This window comes from Marinomonas sp. G8-14 (assembly GCF_055808935.1).
Window position 1 is genome coordinate 2,072,297 of record NZ_CM147891.1, and the last position, 21,625, is coordinate 2,093,921.

The 21,625-nt window shown below is 43.4% G+C and carries 17 protein-coding genes and 1 pseudogene; 8 read left to right on the forward strand and 10 right to left on the reverse strand.

The genetic code is table 11. The features are described 5' to 3' along the window. Window positions 1-81 precede the first annotated feature (81 nt). Entirely contained in the window at window positions 82-1,683 is a 1,602-nt protein-coding gene (locus AC0L6V_RS10645) for a methyl-accepting chemotaxis protein (protein WP_265218761.1), read from the reverse strand. Window positions 1,684-1,961: 278 nt separating this feature from the next. Here AC0L6V_RS10645 and purB point away from each other — a divergent pair, with 278 nt between their 5' ends. The 3 genes from purB to AC0L6V_RS10660 all read left to right on the forward strand — a co-directional run bounded on the left by purB (window position 1,962) and on the right by AC0L6V_RS10660 (window position 5,122). Further along, entirely contained in the window at window positions 1,962-3,335 is a 1,374-nt protein-coding gene (gene purB, locus AC0L6V_RS10650) for an adenylosuccinate lyase (RefSeq protein ID WP_265218760.1), read from the forward strand. A gap of 143 nt (window positions 3,336-3,478) precedes the next feature. Continuing rightward, on the forward strand, window positions 3,479-4,681 hold the full coding sequence (locus tag AC0L6V_RS10655; RefSeq protein ID WP_265218757.1) for a cupin domain-containing protein: 1,203 nt from the start codon (window positions 3,479-3,481) through the stop codon (window positions 4,679-4,681). Window positions 4,682-4,705: 24 nt separating this feature from the next. Then, entirely contained in the window at window positions 4,706-5,122 is a 417-nt protein-coding gene (locus tag AC0L6V_RS10660) for a GNAT family N-acetyltransferase (RefSeq protein WP_265218756.1), read from the forward strand. 141 nt (window positions 5,123-5,263) lie between these two features. On the opposite strand, the gene AC0L6V_RS10665 is transcribed toward AC0L6V_RS10660, so the two are convergent. Continuing rightward, window positions 5,264-5,884 (reverse strand): FKBP-type peptidyl-prolyl cis-trans isomerase, encoded by a 621-nt coding sequence (locus tag AC0L6V_RS10665; protein WP_265218755.1) that lies wholly within the window; start codon window positions 5,882-5,884, stop codon window positions 5,264-5,266. 451 nt (window positions 5,885-6,335) lie between these two features. Between AC0L6V_RS10665 and AC0L6V_RS10670 the strand changes: the two genes are divergently transcribed. The 3 genes from AC0L6V_RS10670 (at window position 6,336) to AC0L6V_RS10680 (ending at window position 8,908) form a co-directional block, all read left to right on the forward strand. Continuing rightward, window positions 6,336-6,473: a hypothetical protein gene (locus AC0L6V_RS10670; RefSeq protein ID WP_265218753.1), complete on the forward strand. Its 138-nt coding sequence runs from the start codon at window positions 6,336-6,338 to the stop codon at window positions 6,471-6,473. Next, entirely contained in the window at window positions 6,451-6,819 is a 369-nt protein-coding gene (locus AC0L6V_RS10675) for a universal stress protein (protein ID WP_265218751.1), read from the forward strand. The genes AC0L6V_RS10670 and AC0L6V_RS10675 overlap by 23 nt, the downstream gene beginning before the upstream one ends. 88 nt (window positions 6,820-6,907) lie before the next feature. After that, window positions 6,908-8,908 (forward strand): DNA topoisomerase III, encoded by a 2,001-nt coding sequence (locus AC0L6V_RS10680; protein ID WP_265218750.1) that lies wholly within the window; start codon window positions 6,908-6,910, stop codon window positions 8,906-8,908. Between the two features lie 51 nt (window positions 8,909-8,959). Here AC0L6V_RS10680 and AC0L6V_RS10685 read toward each other — a convergent pair whose 3' ends face one another. The 6 genes from AC0L6V_RS10685 to exaC all read right to left on the reverse strand — a co-directional run bounded on the left by AC0L6V_RS10685 (window position 8,960) and on the right by exaC (window position 16,534). After that, window positions 8,960-9,580 (reverse strand): LysE family translocator, encoded by a 621-nt coding sequence (locus tag AC0L6V_RS10685; protein WP_265218749.1) that lies wholly within the window; start codon window positions 9,578-9,580, stop codon window positions 8,960-8,962. A gap of 158 nt (window positions 9,581-9,738) precedes the next feature. Beyond that, a complete protein-coding gene (locus tag AC0L6V_RS10690) occupies window positions 9,739-10,521 on the reverse strand; it encodes a hypothetical protein (RefSeq protein WP_265218747.1) in 783 nt (260 codons plus the stop codon). Window positions 10,522-10,599: 78 nt separating this feature from the next. Beyond that, a complete protein-coding gene (locus tag AC0L6V_RS10695; protein WP_418139013.1) occupies window positions 10,600-11,244 on the reverse strand; it encodes a hypothetical protein in 645 nt (214 codons plus the stop codon). Window positions 11,245-11,427: 183 nt separating this feature from the next. Beyond that, window positions 11,428-13,002: an inorganic phosphate transporter gene (locus AC0L6V_RS10700; RefSeq protein ID WP_409419783.1), complete on the reverse strand. Its 1,575-nt coding sequence runs from the start codon at window positions 13,000-13,002 to the stop codon at window positions 11,428-11,430. A 338-nt stretch (window positions 13,003-13,340) separates the two neighbouring features. Further along, on the reverse strand, window positions 13,341-14,723 hold the full coding sequence (locus AC0L6V_RS10705; protein ID WP_265218745.1) for an L-serine ammonia-lyase: 1,383 nt from the start codon (window positions 14,721-14,723) through the stop codon (window positions 13,341-13,343). Between the two features lie 293 nt (window positions 14,724-15,016). Then, on the reverse strand, window positions 15,017-16,534 hold the full coding sequence (gene exaC, locus AC0L6V_RS10710; RefSeq protein WP_409419784.1) for an acetaldehyde dehydrogenase ExaC: 1,518 nt from the start codon (window positions 16,532-16,534) through the stop codon (window positions 15,017-15,019). Between the two features lie 309 nt (window positions 16,535-16,843). Between exaC and AC0L6V_RS10715 the strand changes: the two genes are divergently transcribed. Next, on the forward strand, window positions 16,844-17,686 hold the full coding sequence (locus AC0L6V_RS10715) for a helix-turn-helix domain-containing protein (RefSeq protein ID WP_265218744.1): 843 nt from the start codon (window positions 16,844-16,846) through the stop codon (window positions 17,684-17,686). A gap of 20 nt (window positions 17,687-17,706) precedes the next feature. On the opposite strand, the gene AC0L6V_RS10720 is transcribed toward AC0L6V_RS10715, so the two are convergent. Next, window positions 17,707-18,924, reverse strand: a complete 1,218-nt coding sequence (locus tag AC0L6V_RS10720; protein WP_265218743.1) for an MFS transporter — start codon at window positions 18,922-18,924, stop codon at window positions 17,707-17,709. Between the two features lie 244 nt (window positions 18,925-19,168). On the opposite strand from AC0L6V_RS10720, the pseudogene AC0L6V_RS10725 reads away from it, so the two are divergent. After that, window positions 19,169-20,381: pseudogene (locus AC0L6V_RS10725) on the forward strand (MFS transporter). Between the two features lie 5 nt (window positions 20,382-20,386). Here the strand turns inward: AC0L6V_RS10725 and AC0L6V_RS10730 are convergent. Then, window positions 20,387-21,574 carry an MFS transporter gene (locus AC0L6V_RS10730; RefSeq protein WP_265218741.1) on the reverse strand — a complete coding sequence of 396 codons (1,188 nt, stop codon included), beginning with the start codon at window positions 21,572-21,574 and terminating at the stop codon, window positions 20,387-20,389. Window positions 21,575-21,625: the final 51 nt, after the last annotated feature.

Genomic DNA, 21,625 nt, shown 5'->3' on the forward strand with positions numbered 1-21,625 from the left:
TTTGCTTTACTGCCTAATTGCGACTTATCTCCTATTTATAAACCCTCATATTTCTTCATCAAATCATACCCAGTCTTAAAACTAAACCTTAAAGCTAGAGATAAGATCAGACAACGCCTTCGATTGTCCCAAAACTTGCTTAGCAGCCACATTCGACTGCCCTGCATTTTCATTCGTTAGCTCAGCCTCATCACGAATAGAACGAATACGCATATCAATATTTTCGGCAGCCGCTGTTTGCAACTCCATCGCTGAAGCTATCTCAGTCGCCATAGAAGAAATCCTTCCCATAGATGAAGTAATGGTGTTCAAAGCTTCTTTTGCCTTTAATGATTGCATCACACTTTGCTCAGCTTGCTGTTTGCTCGCCGCCATTACTTGTACCGCATCATGAGAGCCTTTTTGTAACTGTGTAATCATTACCTGAATCTGTTCAGTTGAGTCTTGAGTTCGCTGCGCAAGAGTCCGTACTTCATCAGCCACCACGGCAAAACCACGTCCTTGCTCTCCGGCTCGTGCTGCCTCGATCGCCGCATTTAATGCAAGTAAATTAGTTTGGTCTGCAATACCACGAATCGAGTCTAAGATACTTCCCACATCCGATGTTTCTTTTTCTAATGCCTGAAGTACCATTGAGGTTTTTTCGACACCGTCTGATAATTGCTGAATCGACATAACACTATTGTTAACAACAACATCTACCTCTTTCGCTACACTATCAGACTGTTTTGCCGCTTGTGCTGCCGCATCAGCGCTACTAGCAACATGACGAACCGTTTCTTGCATCTCAGCAACGACATCAGCAATACCAGAAGTCTCACGCTGTAACTCCTGCATACCTGTACTCGTCTTATGCGAAGCCACTAACATTTGTTCTCCAGCAACGGATAATAGTGAAGACTGACCTTGCTGTGTAATAACAAGATCTTGAATTCCCTTAATAAATACGTTGAAGCTGTGTGCCACGGAAGCAAGTTCATCTTTACCATCTGCATCAAGACGAACAGTCAAATCACGGGCGCCAACAGATATATTATGCAAAGATGACTGCAATGAATTTAAATCTGGAAGTATACGTCGACGCAAAATCAGGATTGCTCCGACAATAACAACACCTGATATCAAACTACTAATAAGCGATAAAAACTCTGACTCTTCAAGAGTTTTAATTGAACTGCTGGCACTATTATCAAACTCAGTCGTTAACTCATCCGCTATTTTCTCTAATGAAGCAGCTAAATTCGCTGATTCCTCATCTAACCCTCCAGCGCCTTTCATTAACGCATTTCCCGCTTCTGTACCACTATTTATATAGGAAGAAGCCATCTCTCGGCCGACTTTATATACCTGCTTTAACTGTCTTTCCAGCTGAAGCACTCGATCTTTATAAGCTGGAACGATAATGGCTAACTCTTTAAGTTTTTCCATCGCCTGATTGAGGCTTTCTTCCGCCTCAGGTAAGGCCTCATTACTACGAGTTGCTCCCATATCTGTTAAAAACTGCTGAACTTGTACAACATGATAGCGAGCATCTTTCATCACAGACACAGCACCTGACATAACAACCTGATGACTTATTACCTCTTTATTAAGGCTCAAACTTCTCTGGGTAATAAAATACAGAACGGATAACGCTATCAATACAATTGCAATAACCAAATTCATGATACGACTGATCTTCATGTGCAGCACTTTCCTAAACAGTTTATTAAAAGACTATTCCCATCACCGGCCACCATCATACAAATGAAAAAATATAAAAACATTGCCAATTAACAAATAAACGGACCGGTTAACAAAAAAACACGAAAGTGTATGCCCCTACATTGCAATCAACACAAACTCATCCACACTAATAAAAATTATCTAATACTCGCAAATGTTCAGACCGCCATAGAAGTACGCCCCCCTTTTGCCTATAATAGGCGCTCCCTGAAAACCATGTCCGAGGCGTTATCTCAATGGAATTAACTAGCTTAAATGCAATTTCCCCTATCGACGGTCGTTACGGATCGAAAACAAACGTACTGCGTCGCTCTGTGAGCGAGTATGGTTTGCTGCGTATGCGAGTCATAGTTGAAATTCGCTGGCTACAGGCGCTTGCCAAGCACCCACAAATTACTGAAGTACCCGCATTGAGCCAAGGCGCCAGCGCCTTTCTAGATCAGTTAGCAGACAACTTCAGTGAAGCTGACGCTCAAGCGATTAAAGACATTGAGAAAACTACGAACCACGATGTCAAAGCCGTTGAATACTTCATTAAAAACAAAATGGCCGACAATGCTGAATTAGCCGCTATTTCTGAGTTTGTACACTTTGCTTGTACATCAGAGGACATCAACAACTTATCTCATGCTTTGATGTTGCGTGAAGCGCTGGAAGAAGGCATTACTCCAAAGTTGAAAAACGTCATCAAGGCGATTGAAGACTTAGCTATCGAGCACGCTGAACAGTCCATGCTGTCTCGTACGCACGGCCAAACAGCGTCTCCTACGACCGTTGGTAAAGAAATGGCCAACGTGGCAGCACGTTTGAAGCGCCAATTAAAGCAAATCGAAAACGTTGAATTTTTAGGCAAAATCAACGGTGCAGTGGGTAACTACAATGCCCACCTTTCGGCTTACCCAGATGTAGACTGGCAAGCTCACGCAGAAGCCTTTGTGACGTCTTTGGGTCTAACTTGGAACCCATACACAACACAAATTGAGCCACACGATTACATTGCCGAGTTGTACGATGCGATCTGTCGTTTCAACACCATTTTGATCGACTTCGACCGTGATGTGTGGGGCTACATTTCCATGGGCTTCTTTAAGCAAAAAACCATTGCTGGCGAAATCGGCTCTTCCACCATGCCGCACAAGGTTAACCCAATCGACTTCGAGAACTCCGAAGGTAACTTGGGCATTGCCAATGCGATTATGGGGCACTTGAGCGCTAAATTGCCTATCTCGCGCTGGCAACGTGACCTAACGGACTCTACCGTTTTACGTAATCTAGGGGTGGGTCTAGCACACAGCTTAATCGCTTACCAAGCTACGCTAAAAGGCATCAGCAAGTTAGAAATCAACGCGCCTCGCCTTGAAGCAGACTTGAATGCCGCTTGGGAAGTATTGGCTGAGCCAATTCAAACTGTGATGCGCCGCTATGGCATTGAATCGCCATACGAAAAGCTAAAAGAGTTGACTCGTGGCCGAACGATTGATCAAGCAACAATTGAAGCCTTTGTTGACACCCTAGACATGCCTGAGCAAGCAAAAGCAGACCTTAAAAAACTAACCCCTGCGACTTATATCGGTAATGCCGTTGCACAAGCAAAAGCGATTCGTAACTGATTTTCTCTGTTAAACATCTCAATCGAGCATTGAGACATTTAATGAGTAAATTTAAAAGGGCCGATTTATCGGCTCTTTTTGCCTTTTAAGCCATTAGCTTCTAAGATCATCACCACTTCTTTTGTTCTTTTAATGAGCGATTTATGACAGACCTAAACACCCCATTGACTATTCTTGGCGGCATGACTGCCCAAACCTTTATCGACGAATATTGGCAAAAAAAACCGTTATTAATTCGTGGTGGTCTTGTTGATTTCACTCTGCCATTAGAAGCAGATGAACTCGCAGGTATGGCAATGGAAGAAGAAATTGAATCTCGTATTGTCATCGAAAATGGAATCAGACCTTGGGAAATGCGCCAAGGTCCTTTTACCGAAGATACTTTTGCGACCCTACCTGAAAAAGAATGGACGCTACTGGTTCAAGCCGTGGATCATTGGGTACCTGAAGTCCAAGCATTAAAAGAACAATTTGAGTTTTTACCAAGCTGGCGCCTAGACGATGTCATGATCAGCTACGCCACTGAAGGCGGCAGTGTTGGTCCTCATTACGATCAATATGATGTGTTTTTAGTGCAAGTATCAGGCAAACGTCGCTGGCAAGTTCTCGCGCCAAATGAATACCAAGATTCGGCGATCCCGAACATCAAATTACATATTTTAGATAACTTTCCGGTTAATCCAGACATGGATTGGGAACTAGAAGCTGGCGATATTTTGTATTTGCCACCGAACTTTGCTCACAATGGACGCGCCCTCGACGATGAGTGTATGACCTACTCGATTGGCTTCCGTGCACCTAGCATGCAAGACATTCTCACGGGTGTGCGTGATAAATTGTGTGAAAACGACAACGTCAAAGACCGCTTCGCTGCACCAGAAACACCAAAACGTCAGCACAGTGCGCACATTAGCGAAGACGATATTGAGTATTTGCAAGCACAGCTAGCACGCCTGATTAATCAACCAGACGTATTGGCGGAATGGCTTGGTGAGACCATGAGCGAGAGCAAATACCCTGAATACCTTGAGCCGCTGAATCAAAAAGAACTAAACAACGCCTTTAATAGTGCAAAAAAGGGCCAAGCTTTCATTCGCCCTGGCGATGCACGCCTTTGCTACTATGTTCAACAAGGCTCTGAAGATAAGGGCAAAATTCGTGTATTTTGTAATGGTGAACACCTACTCGTTGACGCAGCACTAACAGGCTTTGTTGAAGCGGTTTGCCATCAAGTTGAATTCGATTTTTCTGGGCTAGATTTGACACAAAACACAGATCTAGAGCCTCTTATACGCTTTCTAATTCGTCAGCAAGGACTTATCGAATTAGCAGCGACGGAAGAATAAAAGGACATTTATTAAGGGAATCACATGAAGGTTTTAACATCAGACTGGAACAGTAGCAAAGATCAACTCACCTTTGTACGCAAACAAGTCTTTATCATCGAGCAAGGCATAGAGCCAAAGGATGAATGGGACGAACTTGATGAAGACGCAGTGCACTTTGTGTCTTTTGGTACAACCGCTGTTCCCACAGGAACGTGTCGCTTAACAGAGAATGGTCAAATTGGTCGACTAGCAGTATTGCCCGCCTATCGACACCAAGGATATGGCGAGATGCTATTAACCCGAGCGGTGAAAGTGGCAAGAGAAATGGGCATTCGTAAGGTGTTTTTGCATGCCCAAGTTGATGTACAAACCTTCTATGAAAAACAAAATTTCCATAGTGATGGCAAAGTGTTTTTAGAAGCCGGCAAAATGCACATTCGCATGGAGCGCGACATTTAGTTGTGATTCATTAAATTGTAGGCCTGATGAGGGAGGAACGACCGTAATCAGGCATTGGATTCAGACCATTCGCCGCTATTTTTTACAGGTAAGCGCCTCGTACCTCGACTCATCCGGCCTACATTTTATTAAACTGTTTTATTAAACAACCGCAATCAGCTCAACATCAAATTGCAACACAGAGAAAGGTTGAATCATGGCGCCCGCGCCTTGAGCACCGTAAGCCAATTCAGCAGGAATAGTAAGACGGTACTTCGCGCCTTCTTTCATCAACTGAAGACCTTCGGTCCAACCTGCAATAACACCCGTTAGAGGGAACTCAATAGGTTCTCCACGAGCAATAGAACTATCAAATACTTGTCCGTCAATCAAACGACCTTCGTAATGGACACGAACAGTTGATTCACGGCTTGGTGTTGCCCCCGTACCTTCTTCAAGTACTTCAAATTGCAAACCACTCTCTGTCGTTTGAACACCGTCTTTGGCCTTGTTTGATGCAAGGAAGTCTTCACCGGCCTTTACGTTTTCTTCAGATGCTGCACGGCTTTTTTCTTCCATTTTTTGCTGTAACTCAGCAAAAGCCGCTTCTAGCTCAGCACCAGGAACACGCATTTCAGCGCCGTTTAGGGCATCCTCAATCGCAGCGAAAAGATGTGCTAGAGACAATTCACCAAGATCACTACCACGGAGTTGATCACCAATTTGACGACCAATACCGTAAGCGATTTTAGCTTCGTTAGAGTCGAACGACAGTTCTGACATGTTTACTCTCTCTTATTAATTAACTAAAAAATTGGACGCACATCATAACATAAGCAGATCTCATGGGCTTGTTTTTCAAACCAATCACCTACCAAAAACATCACTTTAGAAATTTATTAATCATCCCCATAGATTTATTAAATGATATTCATTATCATCTAATAAATCGCGATTCACGAGGAGCGTGTTATGAAATCCAAAAACTTTATCCCATCCCCTAAACAATGTCCCAACAGTAAAAAAACTACGGATTATTGGGGAATGCTGTTTATTGGTTTTATATTTCTATCGTCAATGAGCTGTTTCTTATTTGCAAATCATAGTGATCGACACGCAGCCAACCGCTTGTCGGATTCAGCCCACAAAATAAGCAACACGATCATTGACACAGATCAGAGCAACAAAAGTTAAAAGGATTAAGCTTATAGGTACATAAAAAGAGGATCTTGCCATGTTACCTAAAATAAACACTATTATTTATGCTTGCGATCTAGAAGGCAAAACACAAGCGGCCATGGAGCCTCGTATTAAGCTTAGCCAATACTCATGGCGCAAAAGTCATATTAATGCACGCGGTAGAACCACTTAATGCACAAGCAGCCAATATGATTAATAACTACATGTCTGAAGAAGTAAGAGCCACGATGCGCAAAGACGCCATCAAAGACATCGATACGCGTATGGAAAGACTGCTTTCTGAGTTTATGGAAAAATATTCACAAGAACTGTCTAGCTTAGAGCAAAAACCTGAAACGATGATAGTAAATGGCATTCCTGCCGAATCGATACAGCGTATTGCTAAAGAAAAAAATGCCGACTTAATCGTCATGAATAGCCGAACACATGGCCGCCTAAGTCAAATGATCATTGGCTCAACCGCGAACAAGGTTATTCACACCAGCTCAATACCTGTGCTTGTTGTACCAATAAAATAACCGTTTGAACGATAAAATATCGTTTCGCTCTAGCCACATTTAACTCGGTTCGATACACTTACTGTATATATAAACAGTAAGTGTATTTATGATCCTTTATATTGCCGAAAAACCCAGTCTTGCCCGCGCTATTGCCGCCGCCCTTCCTTCGCCGCAGAAAAAAGAAGAAGGCTGTATTTGGCTACCAAATGGTGACTGCATTAGTTGGTGTATCGGACATTTACTTGAACAAGCGGAACCACACCAATATGATCCTGCTTATAAAACATGGAATTTAGATCATTTACCCATTATTCCCACAGACTGGCAGTGGCAAGAAAAAACCAACACTAAAAAGCAGCTTGGTATACTCAAAAAGCTAATCAAAAAAGCCACCACTCTAGTTCACGCTGGCGATCCTGACCGCGAGGGACAGTTGCTCGTCGACGAAGTGCTTCACTACACCAAGGTGCCCGCACAAAAGCTTAAAAACACACAACGACTTTTAGTGAATGACTTAACGCCCTCAGCTATCAAAAAAGCATTGAATAATTTACGCCTAAATAATGAGTTCGCGGCCTTATCTCGCTCCGCGCTGGGACGAGCACGCGCAGACTGGCTATTTGGTTTGAACTTAACACGAGCCTACACCATTAGGGGGCGTCAAGCGGGCTACCAAGGCGTATTGTCTATTGGACGAGTACAAACCCCTGTGTTGGGCCTTGTTGTCGCCAGAGATAAAGAGCGAGAAGCTTTCATCCCAAAAGACTTCTATCAAGTGTGGGCCAGCATACAAACACCGCAAAACGTTATGTTCCAAGCAAAATGGCTGCCCAGCGAAGCTTGCCAGCCTTATATGGATGAAGAAAATCGTGTACTCAGTTTACCTCTGGCACAAAATGTCGCCCAGCGCATTACCAATAAACCGGCTATTGTTGTAGACGCTCAATACAAGCAGAAAAAACAAGCAGCACCGCTCCCCTACAGCCTGTCAGCACTACAAATAGACGCGGCAAAAGCTTTTTCATTGTCCGCCCAACAAGTGTTAGATACTTGCCAAACACTTTATGAACGCCATCAAATGATCACTTATCCACGATCAGATTGTCGGTACTTGCCAACTCAACAGCACAAAGATGCACCTGTTATTATTGCGGCCTTGGCACGATCAGAAGGAGATCTGCAAGATGGTGCCCAAAAAGCCGATGCGACACGAAAAAGCAAAGCTTGGAATGACAAGCAAGTCACGGCTCATCATGCGATTATTCCAACCACTCTGGCTTATAAAGCATCATCTCTTTCGAAAACGGAAGCTTTGGTATTCAACCTGATTGCTCGCCAATACTTAATGCAATTTTACCCAGAATACGATTACCTATCGTCCTACATCAAATTAGACATTGCCGGAGGCCAATTTGAAGCCAAAGGCAACACACCTATTGCTTTGGGTTGGAAAACATTGTTGCCCAGTCATAACAGAACAAAAGATCCTGATGATGAGAACCAAAATGAACTGCCCAAACTGACCAAAGGCGACGAATTATGGTGTTCACAAGGTCAAGTTCAAGCAAAAGTGACGACACCACCGGCCGCATTTACCGACGCCACTTTATTGTCCGCCATGACGGGCATTAGTCGCTTTGTTACCAATAAAGACATTCGTGCGATTTTAAAAGAAACCGATGGGGTAGGAACTGAAGCCACTCGAGCAAGTATCATTGAGCTACTCTTCAAAAGAAATTTCTTGATAAGACAAGGCAAGCAGATCCATGCTAGCCAGACAGGACGCGCCTTTATTGACTGCCTACCAGCGCAACTGGTCACTCCTGATATGACAGCCCAATGGGAATCAGCTCTGAATAGCATTAGCGTAGGGGAAGCCAGCTATCAGGAATTTATGGCAAATTTAGAAGTGAATTTAAATCAACTGCTTAGTGCATCACGGGAAATGCCAATTTCCGCACTACAACATTTACCCGCACCAACCAAAAAGCCTTTTGCAAAACGCAGAAGTACAGGGACAAGAAAATCAACAGGAGCAAGAAAATCCCAAGGATCAGACACAACGCACTCACAAACAAAAAGACGCCCTAAGGCGTCTTCATCATAACAATGGCGCAATCAGCTCTCTAATCATTTGCGATATCAACCATTAGCAGTATTAGCCAATAGCAAGCCAAACGCCGACACCAATCATCAAAGAACCAGCAATACGATTCATAATTCGCACATTTCCACTCTGCATAAGTATGGCTTTTAGAGTTCTACCGCCAGCGGCATAAATTAACAAACAGATAAATTCAAGCGTCAAAATAATGGCGATTAACACTGCCAGCTGACTGGCTAATGGACGACTTGCATCCAAGAATGGTGGTAACAAGGCGACAAAAAAAGCCCATCCTTTCGGGTTTGCAATAGCCGTCACAAAACCTTGTGATATTAAATCTAACTGTGATGCTGGCTTGCTCCCAACAGCGTCCATTTTGATCGCCATCTTGCCTTTAGAAAGCCACATTTGCAGACCAATAAAAGCCAAATAAGCACCACCAATGTACTTTAATGCCATAAAAACACTAGGATAGTTCAGCAACAAAGCCGCCACCCCAATGGCTGACAAAATAGCCACCGTTGCCACGCCAACAAGTTCACCCAACATCATCCAGAGCGCTCGTTTGACACCAATGGTCATGCCCAGCGTCATGGCTAATGTCATGCACATACCTGGTGTAATAGAAACAAAAAAGAAAGTCGGCACAAATGCCGAAAGCAGCGCTAAATTCACAAAAAGTCCTTATTAAACATGGCATGGAGGAGGAGAAAAATCGCATTATTTATCATAACTAGCAAGAGAATATAATAAAAATGTTTATGTGCCGAAAAGAACAAATGAACAACCGTGATATACACGATCTATCACAACGAAGATCTAAAAAAGAATATTTAAAAGCGCTTTTTGCTTTTAAATGTGGATTCTTCTATAAATTTACTCCATTCATCATCTAACTCTTCTTCGGCCTCACTAGACATATTTTTGTTAATTTCTTCTTCGGCTTTCTGCAATGCCATATCGTCTTCAATCTCTTGCAACAACTCTTGATATTTTTGTACTGTAGACTGTGCCTCTATCATATCTTTTATGGGAGTGAGTTGCGTTAAAGCTTCCTTGTACATATCAATAGCAGATTGCATTTGTCCACTTAAAAACGCTTTACGGGCAAGGTATCCATGGTAGTCCGCGTTGACCTTGTAGTGATAAAAGTTCAACAATTTACTGTAACGATGAACATTGTCTTGATCGATTGTTTTTTCTTTCTGAGACTGAATCAAAAAGGATTTGAGAGAATCAAACAAGCGTTTTACCTCAATGATCAATAACTCATCATTTATTGGCTTAGCACGTCTATTTTGTTTACTCGTCTGAAACTCTGACATTTCTTCAGCTAAATGATTTCGTCGGCGAGATAAGTTAGGGTCTGGTTGTAGTAATAGTAACTGGTCATAAATAGCGATCATTCGAGAAAATAACCACAAACGCATATCTTTAGGTTGATATTGTGGCGGCATATCATCTAAATAACGACGCACTTGGCGCAACTGATTATTCAGTGTGGCCACTTTACGTAATTTTTCTATACGAGCTTGCTCTTTCAACTGTAGAAAAATAGCAAACGCGATAAATCCACCGATAACAAGCAAAAGCACAGTGATGGTAACAGCGGTCATATAATAGGTTATTTACCTTAGTCGTGTTGTAGCTGAATAGCCGTTTTTCTCGTAAAGTAAGCGGTAAAATACATCAACTTACTTTAGCTCGGATTCCGTTTTATTTCTTTTAGCAAATAAAACTTTTTCAACATCTTGTATCATATTTCGTAGACGAACTGCCTCTCTTTGCGCCCCACTAACAGTGGCATTTTTTTCAATTACCGACAGTGCAGCACGATATTTCTCAAGTGCACGGCCTTTTTTATCATTATCTAAATCGTGCCTAGCTTGACGAACCAGCAAATCACGATGAGCCAAAGCGTGTGCGTATCGTATGAGTACAATATGATGCCGAATTATGGTTCGACTCACACCATATTGCTCTGTCAGGTGTCTCAACTCCCTAAGCATTACCTGTAGCGCATTTTGGATTTGTTCAAGTTGCTGCTGACTGGCCACTCTATCTTTAACCATAACGCTCTTTCCAAGCTTCACTTCTGTTAATAACCGTATTAAATACGTTTTTTTAGTCACAAAACTTGATTGAAAATTGGCTGTGATGAGCTGTTCTATCGCTGATAATAAATACTCTAAGATAAATACTTTCGTTTCTTTCGCTAAGTAACGGTCGGAAAGCGTCTCTAACGCATAAAGTAAGCGATCACTACGATTAGATAAAGAAGCAAGCTGTTTTTCTCTTAACTCGCGTTGCTGTTTTCGCCATCGAAACAAAGCCGGCAAAGAGCAGCACACAACAATTAGGGTAACAGCCACTAAGACCAACATACTTGATTTCATTTGTTAATAGTTACCCGAGAGATTAAAACACTAAATACACATAACCTATCTATATAACACAGACCGCACATTAAAAACAAAAAAAGACCAGATAGACTGATCTTTTTTGTTGCGTTGCCACTTCCATTATCGGGAGATAGAAAAACCAAGTAACATATAAAAAATCAATGCAGAGAGTAAAGCTGAAGCAGGAACAGTTATAACCCATGCCGCGGCAATACGTAACAAAGCAGAACGCTTGACCAATTCTTTTTTCGTCGCTTTCTTCAATCCTTTACGCTCTTCAGAAGAGATTGGAGAAGAGGCCTGTGCCGCTTTTAGCTCTTTTAGAATCATACGCTTTTCTTCTACATCCGCCAATTTGAAACGCTTAACAAACTCTTTCGTTTGTTCACCATTATGGCCCGCTGACGCAGAGTGAGAAATAATAGAAGCTAACTTTTTCTCATAAGATTGTTTCAGGTATTCACGCAAGAACCCGACACCAAAAATACCACCTACGGCAATATGAGTAGAACTAACAGGCAAACCAAGTTGAGAAGCAATAATCACCGTAATAGCCGCCGCCATAGCGACACAAAAAGCTCTAGTCTTATCCAGCTCGGTGATTTCAGAGCCCACCGTTTTAATCAATTTAGGACCAAACAACGCTAAACCAACTGCAATACCAATACCGCCAACCATCATGATCCACAAAGGAATAGCAGCAGAACCTGACACAGCTCCCGTCAACAAAGCATCATTTATCGCTGCCAAAGGCCCAATGGCATTGGCGACATCATTGGCACCATGAGCAAAGCTTAATAAAGCAGCCGAAACAATTAACGGAATAGTAAACAAACTGTTTACCGCATCTTTGTCATTGGCTAAGGCTACAGCTGCTTTATCTACGATAGGACGAACGATAAAATACACGGTTAAAGCAATCGCCAAAGCGATCATAGCCGCCGTAATAAAATCGAGTTTCCAAAGTTTGCTAAGACCTTTCAGAATTAAGTAGGTCGAAAAAGACCACACCATGATACCGACTAACAAAGGAACCACTTTTCTTGCAGCATCAATCATATCACTTTTATAAGTAATAGAGCGTTTGATATACATAAGGAAAAGCGCAGCAATTATGCCGCCCATAAGAGGAGAAATCACCCAGCTGGCAACAATGGCAATCATTTTATCCCAGTTAGCAATATCCCAACCACCAGCCGCAATACCGGCACCAAGCACACCACCAACAATAGAATGCGTCGTTGATACTGGCGCACCAAGGTATGTCGCTAAATTAAGCCAAATAGCTCCTGCAAGCAAAGCCGCCATCATGACCCATATAAAGGTTTCTGCATTGCCGATGGCATTGGGATTAATGATGCCATTCTTAATGGTCCCCACCACGGTTCCACCAGCAATTAGCGCCCCCGCGGCCTCAAACACAGCGGCGATCAAAATCGCACCAGTCATAGACAGAGCTTTTGACCCGACCGCAGGACCAACGTTGTTCGCCACATCGTTGGCACCAATATTGACAGCCATGTAGGCACCTATTGCAGCAGCAATGGCTAATATTGACAAGTTAGAAACACCAACACCATTATTGGTTGCATAAAAACCAGACGCTAAAACAAAAGCTAAAGCGATCAATACTCGAATAAACTCATGACCACTCAATAAAGTGGATTCTTCTTTCGGGTTATTTGTAAGATCCATATGGGGCTCTTCATTTATGATTAATCTATGCCAAACTCTTGATAAACTAAGGTAAACCTTACGTTATTCAACAAGGTGCCTTCCCAGCACAGTTATAAATTCGGCTCTCAATTCATCCTATCGAACATCTTGTTTATGAAGGCAAATACGGTATGCCTGTCATATATCTGTAAACTATCAAATCGGCGCCATTCTACACTGGGTTTGTGCAGATAAAAACCCCTGTGTCTTTTGCTTAGACAAGGCTAAAAAAAGTGCCCCAAAAGGCACTGATGACAAAAATACTACATAAATATGACCGTTTTATTACAAGATGTTTTTTTCACACCCGCTATTTATTAGCACTCGATGACATTAACAGCCAAACCACCGCGAGATGTTTCTTTGTACTTATCGTTCATGTCTCTCCCAGTATCTCGCATAGTGCGAATCACCTTATCGAGAGACACATAGTGGGTGCCATCACCACGTAGGGCCATACTCGCAGAGTTAATTGCTTTAATGGATGCCATTGCATTACGTTCAATACAAGGCACTTGAACCAAGCCACCAATCGGGTCACAGGTCAAACCTAAATTATGCTCCATACCAATTTCTGCGGCATTTTCTATTTGCTCAGGCGTTCCCCCTGTCGCTGCGGCTAATCCAGCAGCCGCCATCGCACACGCTGACCCGACTTCACCTTGACAACCCACTTCGGCCCCAGAAATAGACGCATTCTCTTTAAATAATAAGCCTATCGCCGCCGCTGTAAGGAAAAAATTAATCACTCCTTCCTCACAAGAACGAGGGCAAAACTCCCAGTAATAATGTAATACCGCTGGAATGATCCCTGCTGCACCATTGGTTGGTGCCGTCACAACTCTTCCGCCTGCGGCATTTTCTTCATTCACTGCAAGCGCATACAAATTAACCCAGTCCATCGCACCTAAAGACGGCGTGATCATATCCATGCGCGTTTTACTGGTAAGATCTCGATACAAACTGGCGGCTCTGCGTTTTACTTTTAAGCCACCAGGTAATATGCCTTCATTACGAATACCTTGCTGAACACACGCCCGCATCACAGCCCAAATAGAAAGAATACCCTGTTTAATTTCTTCTTCTGTGCGCCATGTCTTTTCGTTTTCCATCATGATTTGCGCAATGCTCTTGTCGTGCTCGCGGCAAAGCTGAATGAGGGTTTCGGCATTATGAAAGACATAAGGAAGCTCCGTTGTGTCTTCTACTATCGAAACGTTCCCTTGTTCGTCCTCTTGCACAATAAAACCACCGCCAACCGAATAAAAGGTCGCCTGATGAACTCTCTGCTCATCGGCATCAAACGCCACCAACACCATGCCATTGGCATGAAAATCTAAACGATCAATACGGTGATAAATTAAATCGGTAGCAACCTCAATGTGAAGCGGCTGCTTTGACAATAAATTCAGCTCAGATGAGGCTTCTATGTGCTCAATTCGCTCTTTGACACTACTGGGATCAATACTGTCTGGCAACTCACCTTCAAGCCCCATTAGCACAGCCGTTCCTGTACCGTGCCCTTTTCCAGTTGCGCCAAGGGAACCATATAAATCAATCTTTAAACGCTTGACCTTGGATAATAAATGACGATCTTGCAATTGATGAGCAAATTGGTTGGCCGCGACCATAGGACCAACAGTGTGTGAACTGGAAGGTCCAATCCCTACCTTAAAAAGGTCAAATAAACTGATTGCCATAACCGTTTCCTATGTGACGAATACTGATAAGACCATTGATCCTGACAATATATAACGCAAGATCTCTATAAAGTGAAATTATCACTTATGAGACAAAGTTTCCAATAGGAAACAAGAAGGAAAGCAGATATTTGTACGTAATTTCGGAAAAAAGGCAATTTTTTGGCGCTTCAGGACCATTACAAATCAGCTGGTACCAAGCTGAGATCTAAACAAGTTACACAATAAAACAAAGCCAAAAGACATATAGTATCTTTTGGCTTTTCCCTTTTATACCGGCGTCTTAGGTTAGATCAAAAGAACCCGAGCGGATTAATATCATAGCTGACTAACATGTTTTTCGTTTGCTGATAGTGCTCTAACGCAATTTTATGCGTCTCACGACCAACACCGGATTTTTTATAACCACCAAAAGCGGAGTGGGCAGGATACTGGTGATAACAGTTCATCCAAACACGACCTGCTTCAAGATTACGCCCCATACGATAAGCAAGGTTCGTATCCCTTGTCCAAACCCCAGCGCCCAAACCAAACTCACTGTCATTGGCAATCGCCAGTGCTTCGGCTTCGTCTTTAAAGGTCGTCACACTCACGACTGGTCCAAAAATTTCTTCTTGGAAGATACGCATTTCGTTAGAGCCTTTGAATAAGGTCGGCTGCACATAAAACCCTTTACCTAAACCATCAACCGATTCAATCCCCCCTCCAATTAATAACTCTGCGCCCTCTTTCTTACCAATATCAATGTAGCTCATAATTTTGTCGAACTGTTGTTTTGATGCTTGAGCTCCCACTTGCACATCTGTATCCAAAGGATTACCACGTTTAATGGTCTTCGTTCGCTCGATCACCAAGGCCATAAAATCGTCATAGATGGATTCGTGAATCAAGGCCCGAGATGGACAAGTACAGACTTCACCTTGGTTGAAGAAAGCCAATACCAAACCTTCCACACATTTGCTGATAAAAGCGTCTTCTTGCTGCATGACGTCAGCAAAATAAATATTGGGCGATTTGCCACCTAATTCGACAGTTGAAGGAATAATGTTCTCAGCCGCGCATTTTAAAATATGCGAGCCAACTGGCGTTGATCCAGTAAAAGCAATCTTAGCAATGCGCTTACTGGTTGCCAGCGCTTCACCGGCTTCTTTGCCGTAGCCGTTAACAATATTCAGTACACCTGGAGGTAACAGATCTTGAATCACTTTAACCAATTCTAGAATCGACGCTGGCGTTTGTTCTGCCGGTTTGAGTACCACACAGTTGCCCGCAGCAAGTGCTGGCGCGAGTTTCCATGCTGCCATCAAGATGGGGAAGTTCCAAGGAATGATTTGACCAACTACCCCTAATGGCTCATGAAAATGATAAGCTACAGTATGCTCATCTAGCTCAGCGGTACTGCCTTCTTGCGCTCGCAAACAGCCCGCAAAGTAACGAAAATGATCAGCAGCCAGAGGAATATCAGCATTTAAGGTTTCACGAACCGCTTTACCATTGTCCCAAGTTTCGGCCACGGCAAGAGCTTCTAAGTTTTGCTCAATGCGATCAGCAATTTTTAGCAATATGTTGGAACGATTAGTGACAGATGTTTTACCCCAAGCCGCGCGGGCAGCATGCGCTGCATCTAGAGCAAGGTTGATATCTTCTTCAGTAGAGCGAGGAATTTGGCAAAAAACTTCGCCATTTACAGGGCTAATGTTATCAAAGTATTGCCCCTTTACTGGAGCAACCCATTTACCACCAATGAAATTACCATACTGAGCCTCAAATGTAATAAGACTACCGTTCGTACCAGGTTGAGCGTAGATCATAAAGCTTCTCCATTCTTGTTGTTTTTATGTCAGGTTTTAACATTGATATTAAGAGTAGAAAGAAAGCGAGAAGAAAACTTGCCTGTGAGTCCATGAAACTTGTCTCGCGATCCATTTCTGTTTTGCTTTTATATTGACCCGTAGTAAAGCAAGAGCGATGATGAGAAAAGAAAATTCACCACGCCACACTATTGAAATAAAAATATTAAAACAAAAGAGGTGTGTTAATGAGTCGCTCAATCTCGACAGAAAAAGCGTTATTAAAACATAAGCGCGCGCCCATTCAGTTGGTCGAAAATCGCGTGTGCTTTGCAGGCCCAAATTCTGAGCCTCAGTATTTACGATACCTATGAACAAGCCCAAAAAGTCAGTTTGAAAGCCGATTCACTGCTGTATTGCGGTATGGTAACGGGTGCCAAAGTCATGCACACTAAACATCATGACAACATCCCTTTTCTTCCACATGAATCTTTTATATTGGCTCCCAAAGAAGAAGTATTTATCGACTTCCCTGAAGCTCAGTTTCACAATCCAACGACGTGTCTAACCATTGCCATTTCGCAAGAAAGGGTCGCGCAAATTTGTGATCGCATGAATGATATTATGATCGAGTCTTTGCCTTCAGGCGTCGTACTGGACCCAAATCAACACCTTCACACCTTGCATACGCAGGCAACACAGCAAGTCATAGATCGGCTCACCAGTGATTTTCTGCGTAATGATCCAGATCGAGACTTGCTGGTTGACTTTGGAGTCAGTGAACTGGTCACGCGCATTCTAAGACATCATGGTCGAGACGCCCTATTACGTTTTACACAACATTCGCCCGATGCAAATGGCCTCACTTGCGTTATTCAATGGATAGAACACAATCTCGCGCAACCACTAGACATCTGCCAGCTGGCTAAAATGGCTTGCATGAGCCGCAGCCGTTTCTTTGAAAGCTTCAAACGCCAGCTAGGCTGTACGCCGGTGGAATATCAACATCAACGTCGAATGAGTCGTGCCTACCAACGTTTACAAGAAAAATGCTCAGTCACCGAAGTGAGTTACGAGCTGGGATATTTAAGTTTGAGCCATTTTAGCCGACGCTTTCACCAACACTTTGGCGTGTCGCCTCGTCAGATCGCTCAAAGCAAACTCCATTCATAAAAAGGCCGACTCATCACGATCTAAAACACGTGCCTTAATTTAGAGTGGCAGTAGATGAACACCCCCTGCATAAAAATCAAACTGCACATCAAAGCAAAGAATGGAACCAATTGACCAAGTTGATAAAGTGACGCCAAAATCACCGGCCCTACTGCAGCACCAACCCCTTGCATAGAAGCATTGATACTGGCTAAGCGGCTTTGCTGACTGTCTTTGACCAATAAGGTTTGTGCCGTCACTATCCCAGGGAATAAAAAGCCAAATCCAGCCCCAAATAACCCCATTGCCAACAACACCCCTGCGTAGGAATCTAAGAAAATAAACGCAAACTGAGCGAGCACTCCTACCCCAACACCGCTGAAGATTAAAGTCACCACGCCCAACTGAAACCTAGGCACCAAGATCATTTGCACCAAAATACTAAAACAAGACATGGTCATCATGGCAAAGCCTAACTGATGGGTCGTCTGCGCCACATCTAGCTGAAACCTATCTTGGATCAGAAAGCTCATAATTTGTTGCACCCCCGTCATCGATAGAATCGACAACGAAGACATACATAAAAATGGCATCACAGGCTGAGTAAGCCAATTGATCTTAGGTGGTTTCACAAATTGACGCACATGCTTAGTATCTTTTACAAAAAATACCACCAGTAAAGCGATGCTACCCGCCAAGAAAGCAATGATATAGAAAGGCGCAGTCAATCCTAAACTACTCAATAAAGACGCGAAAGCTGGACCTAAAATCATACCAATACTAAAAGAAGCGCCGATCATCGCAATAGTAGAACTACGATGCTTAACGTCGGTGTGTGCGATTAAATAGGTCTGAATAGAAGGTAAAACACCAGCAATCCCAAGCGAAAAAACAATGCGCAAAGTAAATACTAAATAATAGGTTTGCTCTGCTGATAAATGCTTAACCAAGGCTTCTTGCAGTACAAAGCCTGTCAGCCCAATAGTCATGGCATAGCTACTCATGCCAATAATCACCGAACGTACGCGGCCAATTCGATTAATGATTCCTCCCCATAGAAATGCCGCCACCACAAAGGTTGCCGCCCCAGCGGTAATCAGTGTGCTAATTCGCACATCCGCCAGACCAATCTCACGACCGATAGGGGGTAAAGAGGTAAAAATAAACGATTGCCCAATTCCCACTGCCATTAAACAAGACAACAATAGCCAGCGAGACAAACGCTCATGAAACAAAGAATATGTATCAGAAAAAGTCAATGTGAATCCTTATCATCAAATAGCCTTATGCTTATGCAGTAAACAGGCTGACAAAAAACCGTCGGGGGAATCGGTATTAGGAGGCTAGTTATCATCCTGACAAATAGGCCAATAATCTAACATAGTTCTCTCTATTTTTCTGGTTACGCTTAGAGCTAAACGACGATTTAGATAAAAATAATGACTATCAAGAAAGAAATAAAAATGCTTAAATTTTATTTTTACTCAAAATCGACCAAACACCATGCCGTCACTCTTTCAACACCCGAATTTTCTTCATTTCTGGATCGGCCAAATAGCCTCTTCTTTCGCCTTCCAAATGTTGAGTGTCGGTATTGGCTGGCAAATGTACGACTTAACCAACAGTCCGATGGCACTAGGCTTAGTAGGACTGTGTCAATTTCTCCCGCAATTATTATTGACCTTAGTCGTAGGGCACGTTGCAGATCGCTATAATCGAAGGCTTATCTGTGTTTGCACACGCTTAACGATGGCAATGACGGTGGCCATCCTAGCGTATGGCAATATTACAGCCACGATTTCGGCCAATATGATTTACGCCTGTGCTGCGCTTCTTGGCACCGCAAGGGCCTTCGAAATGCCTGCAAATCAAGCGATCTTACCCAACCTGATCCCAAATGTTCTGCTTTCACGTGCTGTTAGCGCCATGGCTTCAGCACGCGAGATATCCGTTATAGCGGGTCCAGCACTGGGTGGAGCTCATTTATCTTTTAGGACCGACTACACTGTATTTATCCAGCATGAGTTGTTTTCTCATCTCCTGCATTATCATGTTTTTCTTACGTTATAACTTTACGGTAAAAAGCAAATCCCCTATTAGTATCGAACATCTGTTTGGTGGATTAACCTTTATACGTGGCAATAAAGTCATCTTGGGATCAGTCTCATTGGATATGTTTGCTGTGCTACTGGGTGGCGCCACGGCATTGTTGCCAATCGTCGCAAAAGACATTCTTCATACAGGACCTTGGGGCTTAGGTTTACTACGCTGCGCTCCGGCTTTAGGTGCGTTATTAATGTCCGTCTATTTAGCACGCCACCCTTTGACTCATAGTGTGGGAAAAATCATGTTCGCTGCCGTCGCAATCTTTGGTGTCGCGACCATCATCTTTGGCTTATCTGAAAACCTTATTCTCTCTATGCTAGCACTGGTCCTTTTAGGCGCTTCAGACATGATCAGCGTGGTCATTCGTTCCACGTTAGTACAATTAGAAACACCTGATGATATGCGTGGGCGCGTCAGCGCAGCCAACTCTGTGTTTATTGGCAGTTCAAACCAATTAGGAGAATTCGAATCTGGTGTGACAGCGGCTTGGTTTGGCGTGGTTCCAGCCATTGTTATTGGTGGAGCCGGAACGATTGCCGTGGTTGGTCTGTGGATGTATCTGTTTCCAGATTTGCTAAAGCGCCACACCTTAGACAAAGCAAATGAGTAACCTTGCTACACTGACGATGAAAGCGAACGCTTCAAAATACTATGAAAAAGACCAAATAAAGCCAGAGCGTAAGCTAAAAAGCTGATACTCAATGACGTCAGCCCAAACTGTCCACCTATTAGCCCACTCAAAAATGGTAGCGTCATTGCCCCCAAGACAGCGGCACTCATCTGAAAACCGATGGCGTGTACTGAGTAATGTTTACCAACCCGTGCAGCTGTTTGCGAAATCATACAAGGAAAGATGGGGGCGGCACAAAATCCCATAAGCGCTAATCCCAAATAGCTAGCGTAAGGTGTCATACTGAAGGTAAAGAAGAGCGCACCGAACGCCATACCAGCCAAACAAAGACGTAATAACTGATCAACCGAAAAACGCTCAACCAAGAAACCAAAAATAGCGCGGCCAAATGCCAAAGCCCCCCAATATACCGCCACCCAAGTACCCGCGCTGGCAAGGGAAATACCACGAGACTCTGTCATCACAGTGAATGCCCATTGCCCCACTCCGACCTCTACCCCTGAGTACAGAAAGAAAAAGACAATCTGGAAGCGAATCACTGGGTGTTTTAAAGCCTGGAGTTGCGTCACAGGTACAAGAGCTTCTGAAGAAACCTCGGCTTTTTTAGGCGCATGCTTGTCACTTTCCCACAGGTGGCGACTAAACAAAAACACCAGCGTCATGGTAAATAAGATGATAGCGATCACAGCATAACCGAGACGCCAATTTTGCGAAAAACTCACTAAAACACTGGTAACAATAACCGGGCCTGCGGTCGCCCCTACGCCAAATGCGGCGTGTAACCAGTTCATATGTTTTGTAGAGAAATGCTCTGCGGCATAGGCATTTAATCCTGCGTCAATGGCACCGGACCCCATGCCAATCACCACAGAAAACAAAGCAAAAACCCAAAAAGCAGGGCTGAAATAAAACCCGCATAAACCACTGCTCACCAGCAAGCTGCTCACCACCAGCAACCAACCGACACCAAAGCGGTTCATTAGATAACCAACCGAAAAACTCGATATCAGATAACCGATACCTCCAGCGGCAATCACCAAGCCTAACCACCCCATTGGGACAGCAAAAGCCGTTCGCACAAAGGGCCAGTTAATCCCATGGGCCGCATCCGGCAATCCTAAACTGATAAATCCTAAGTAAGCAATAAACAATAACACGCCTGATGTGCGCACTAACTTATCCTTAAATTTGTTTTTGCTTATTTGAACCGATTCGTGTTTTCA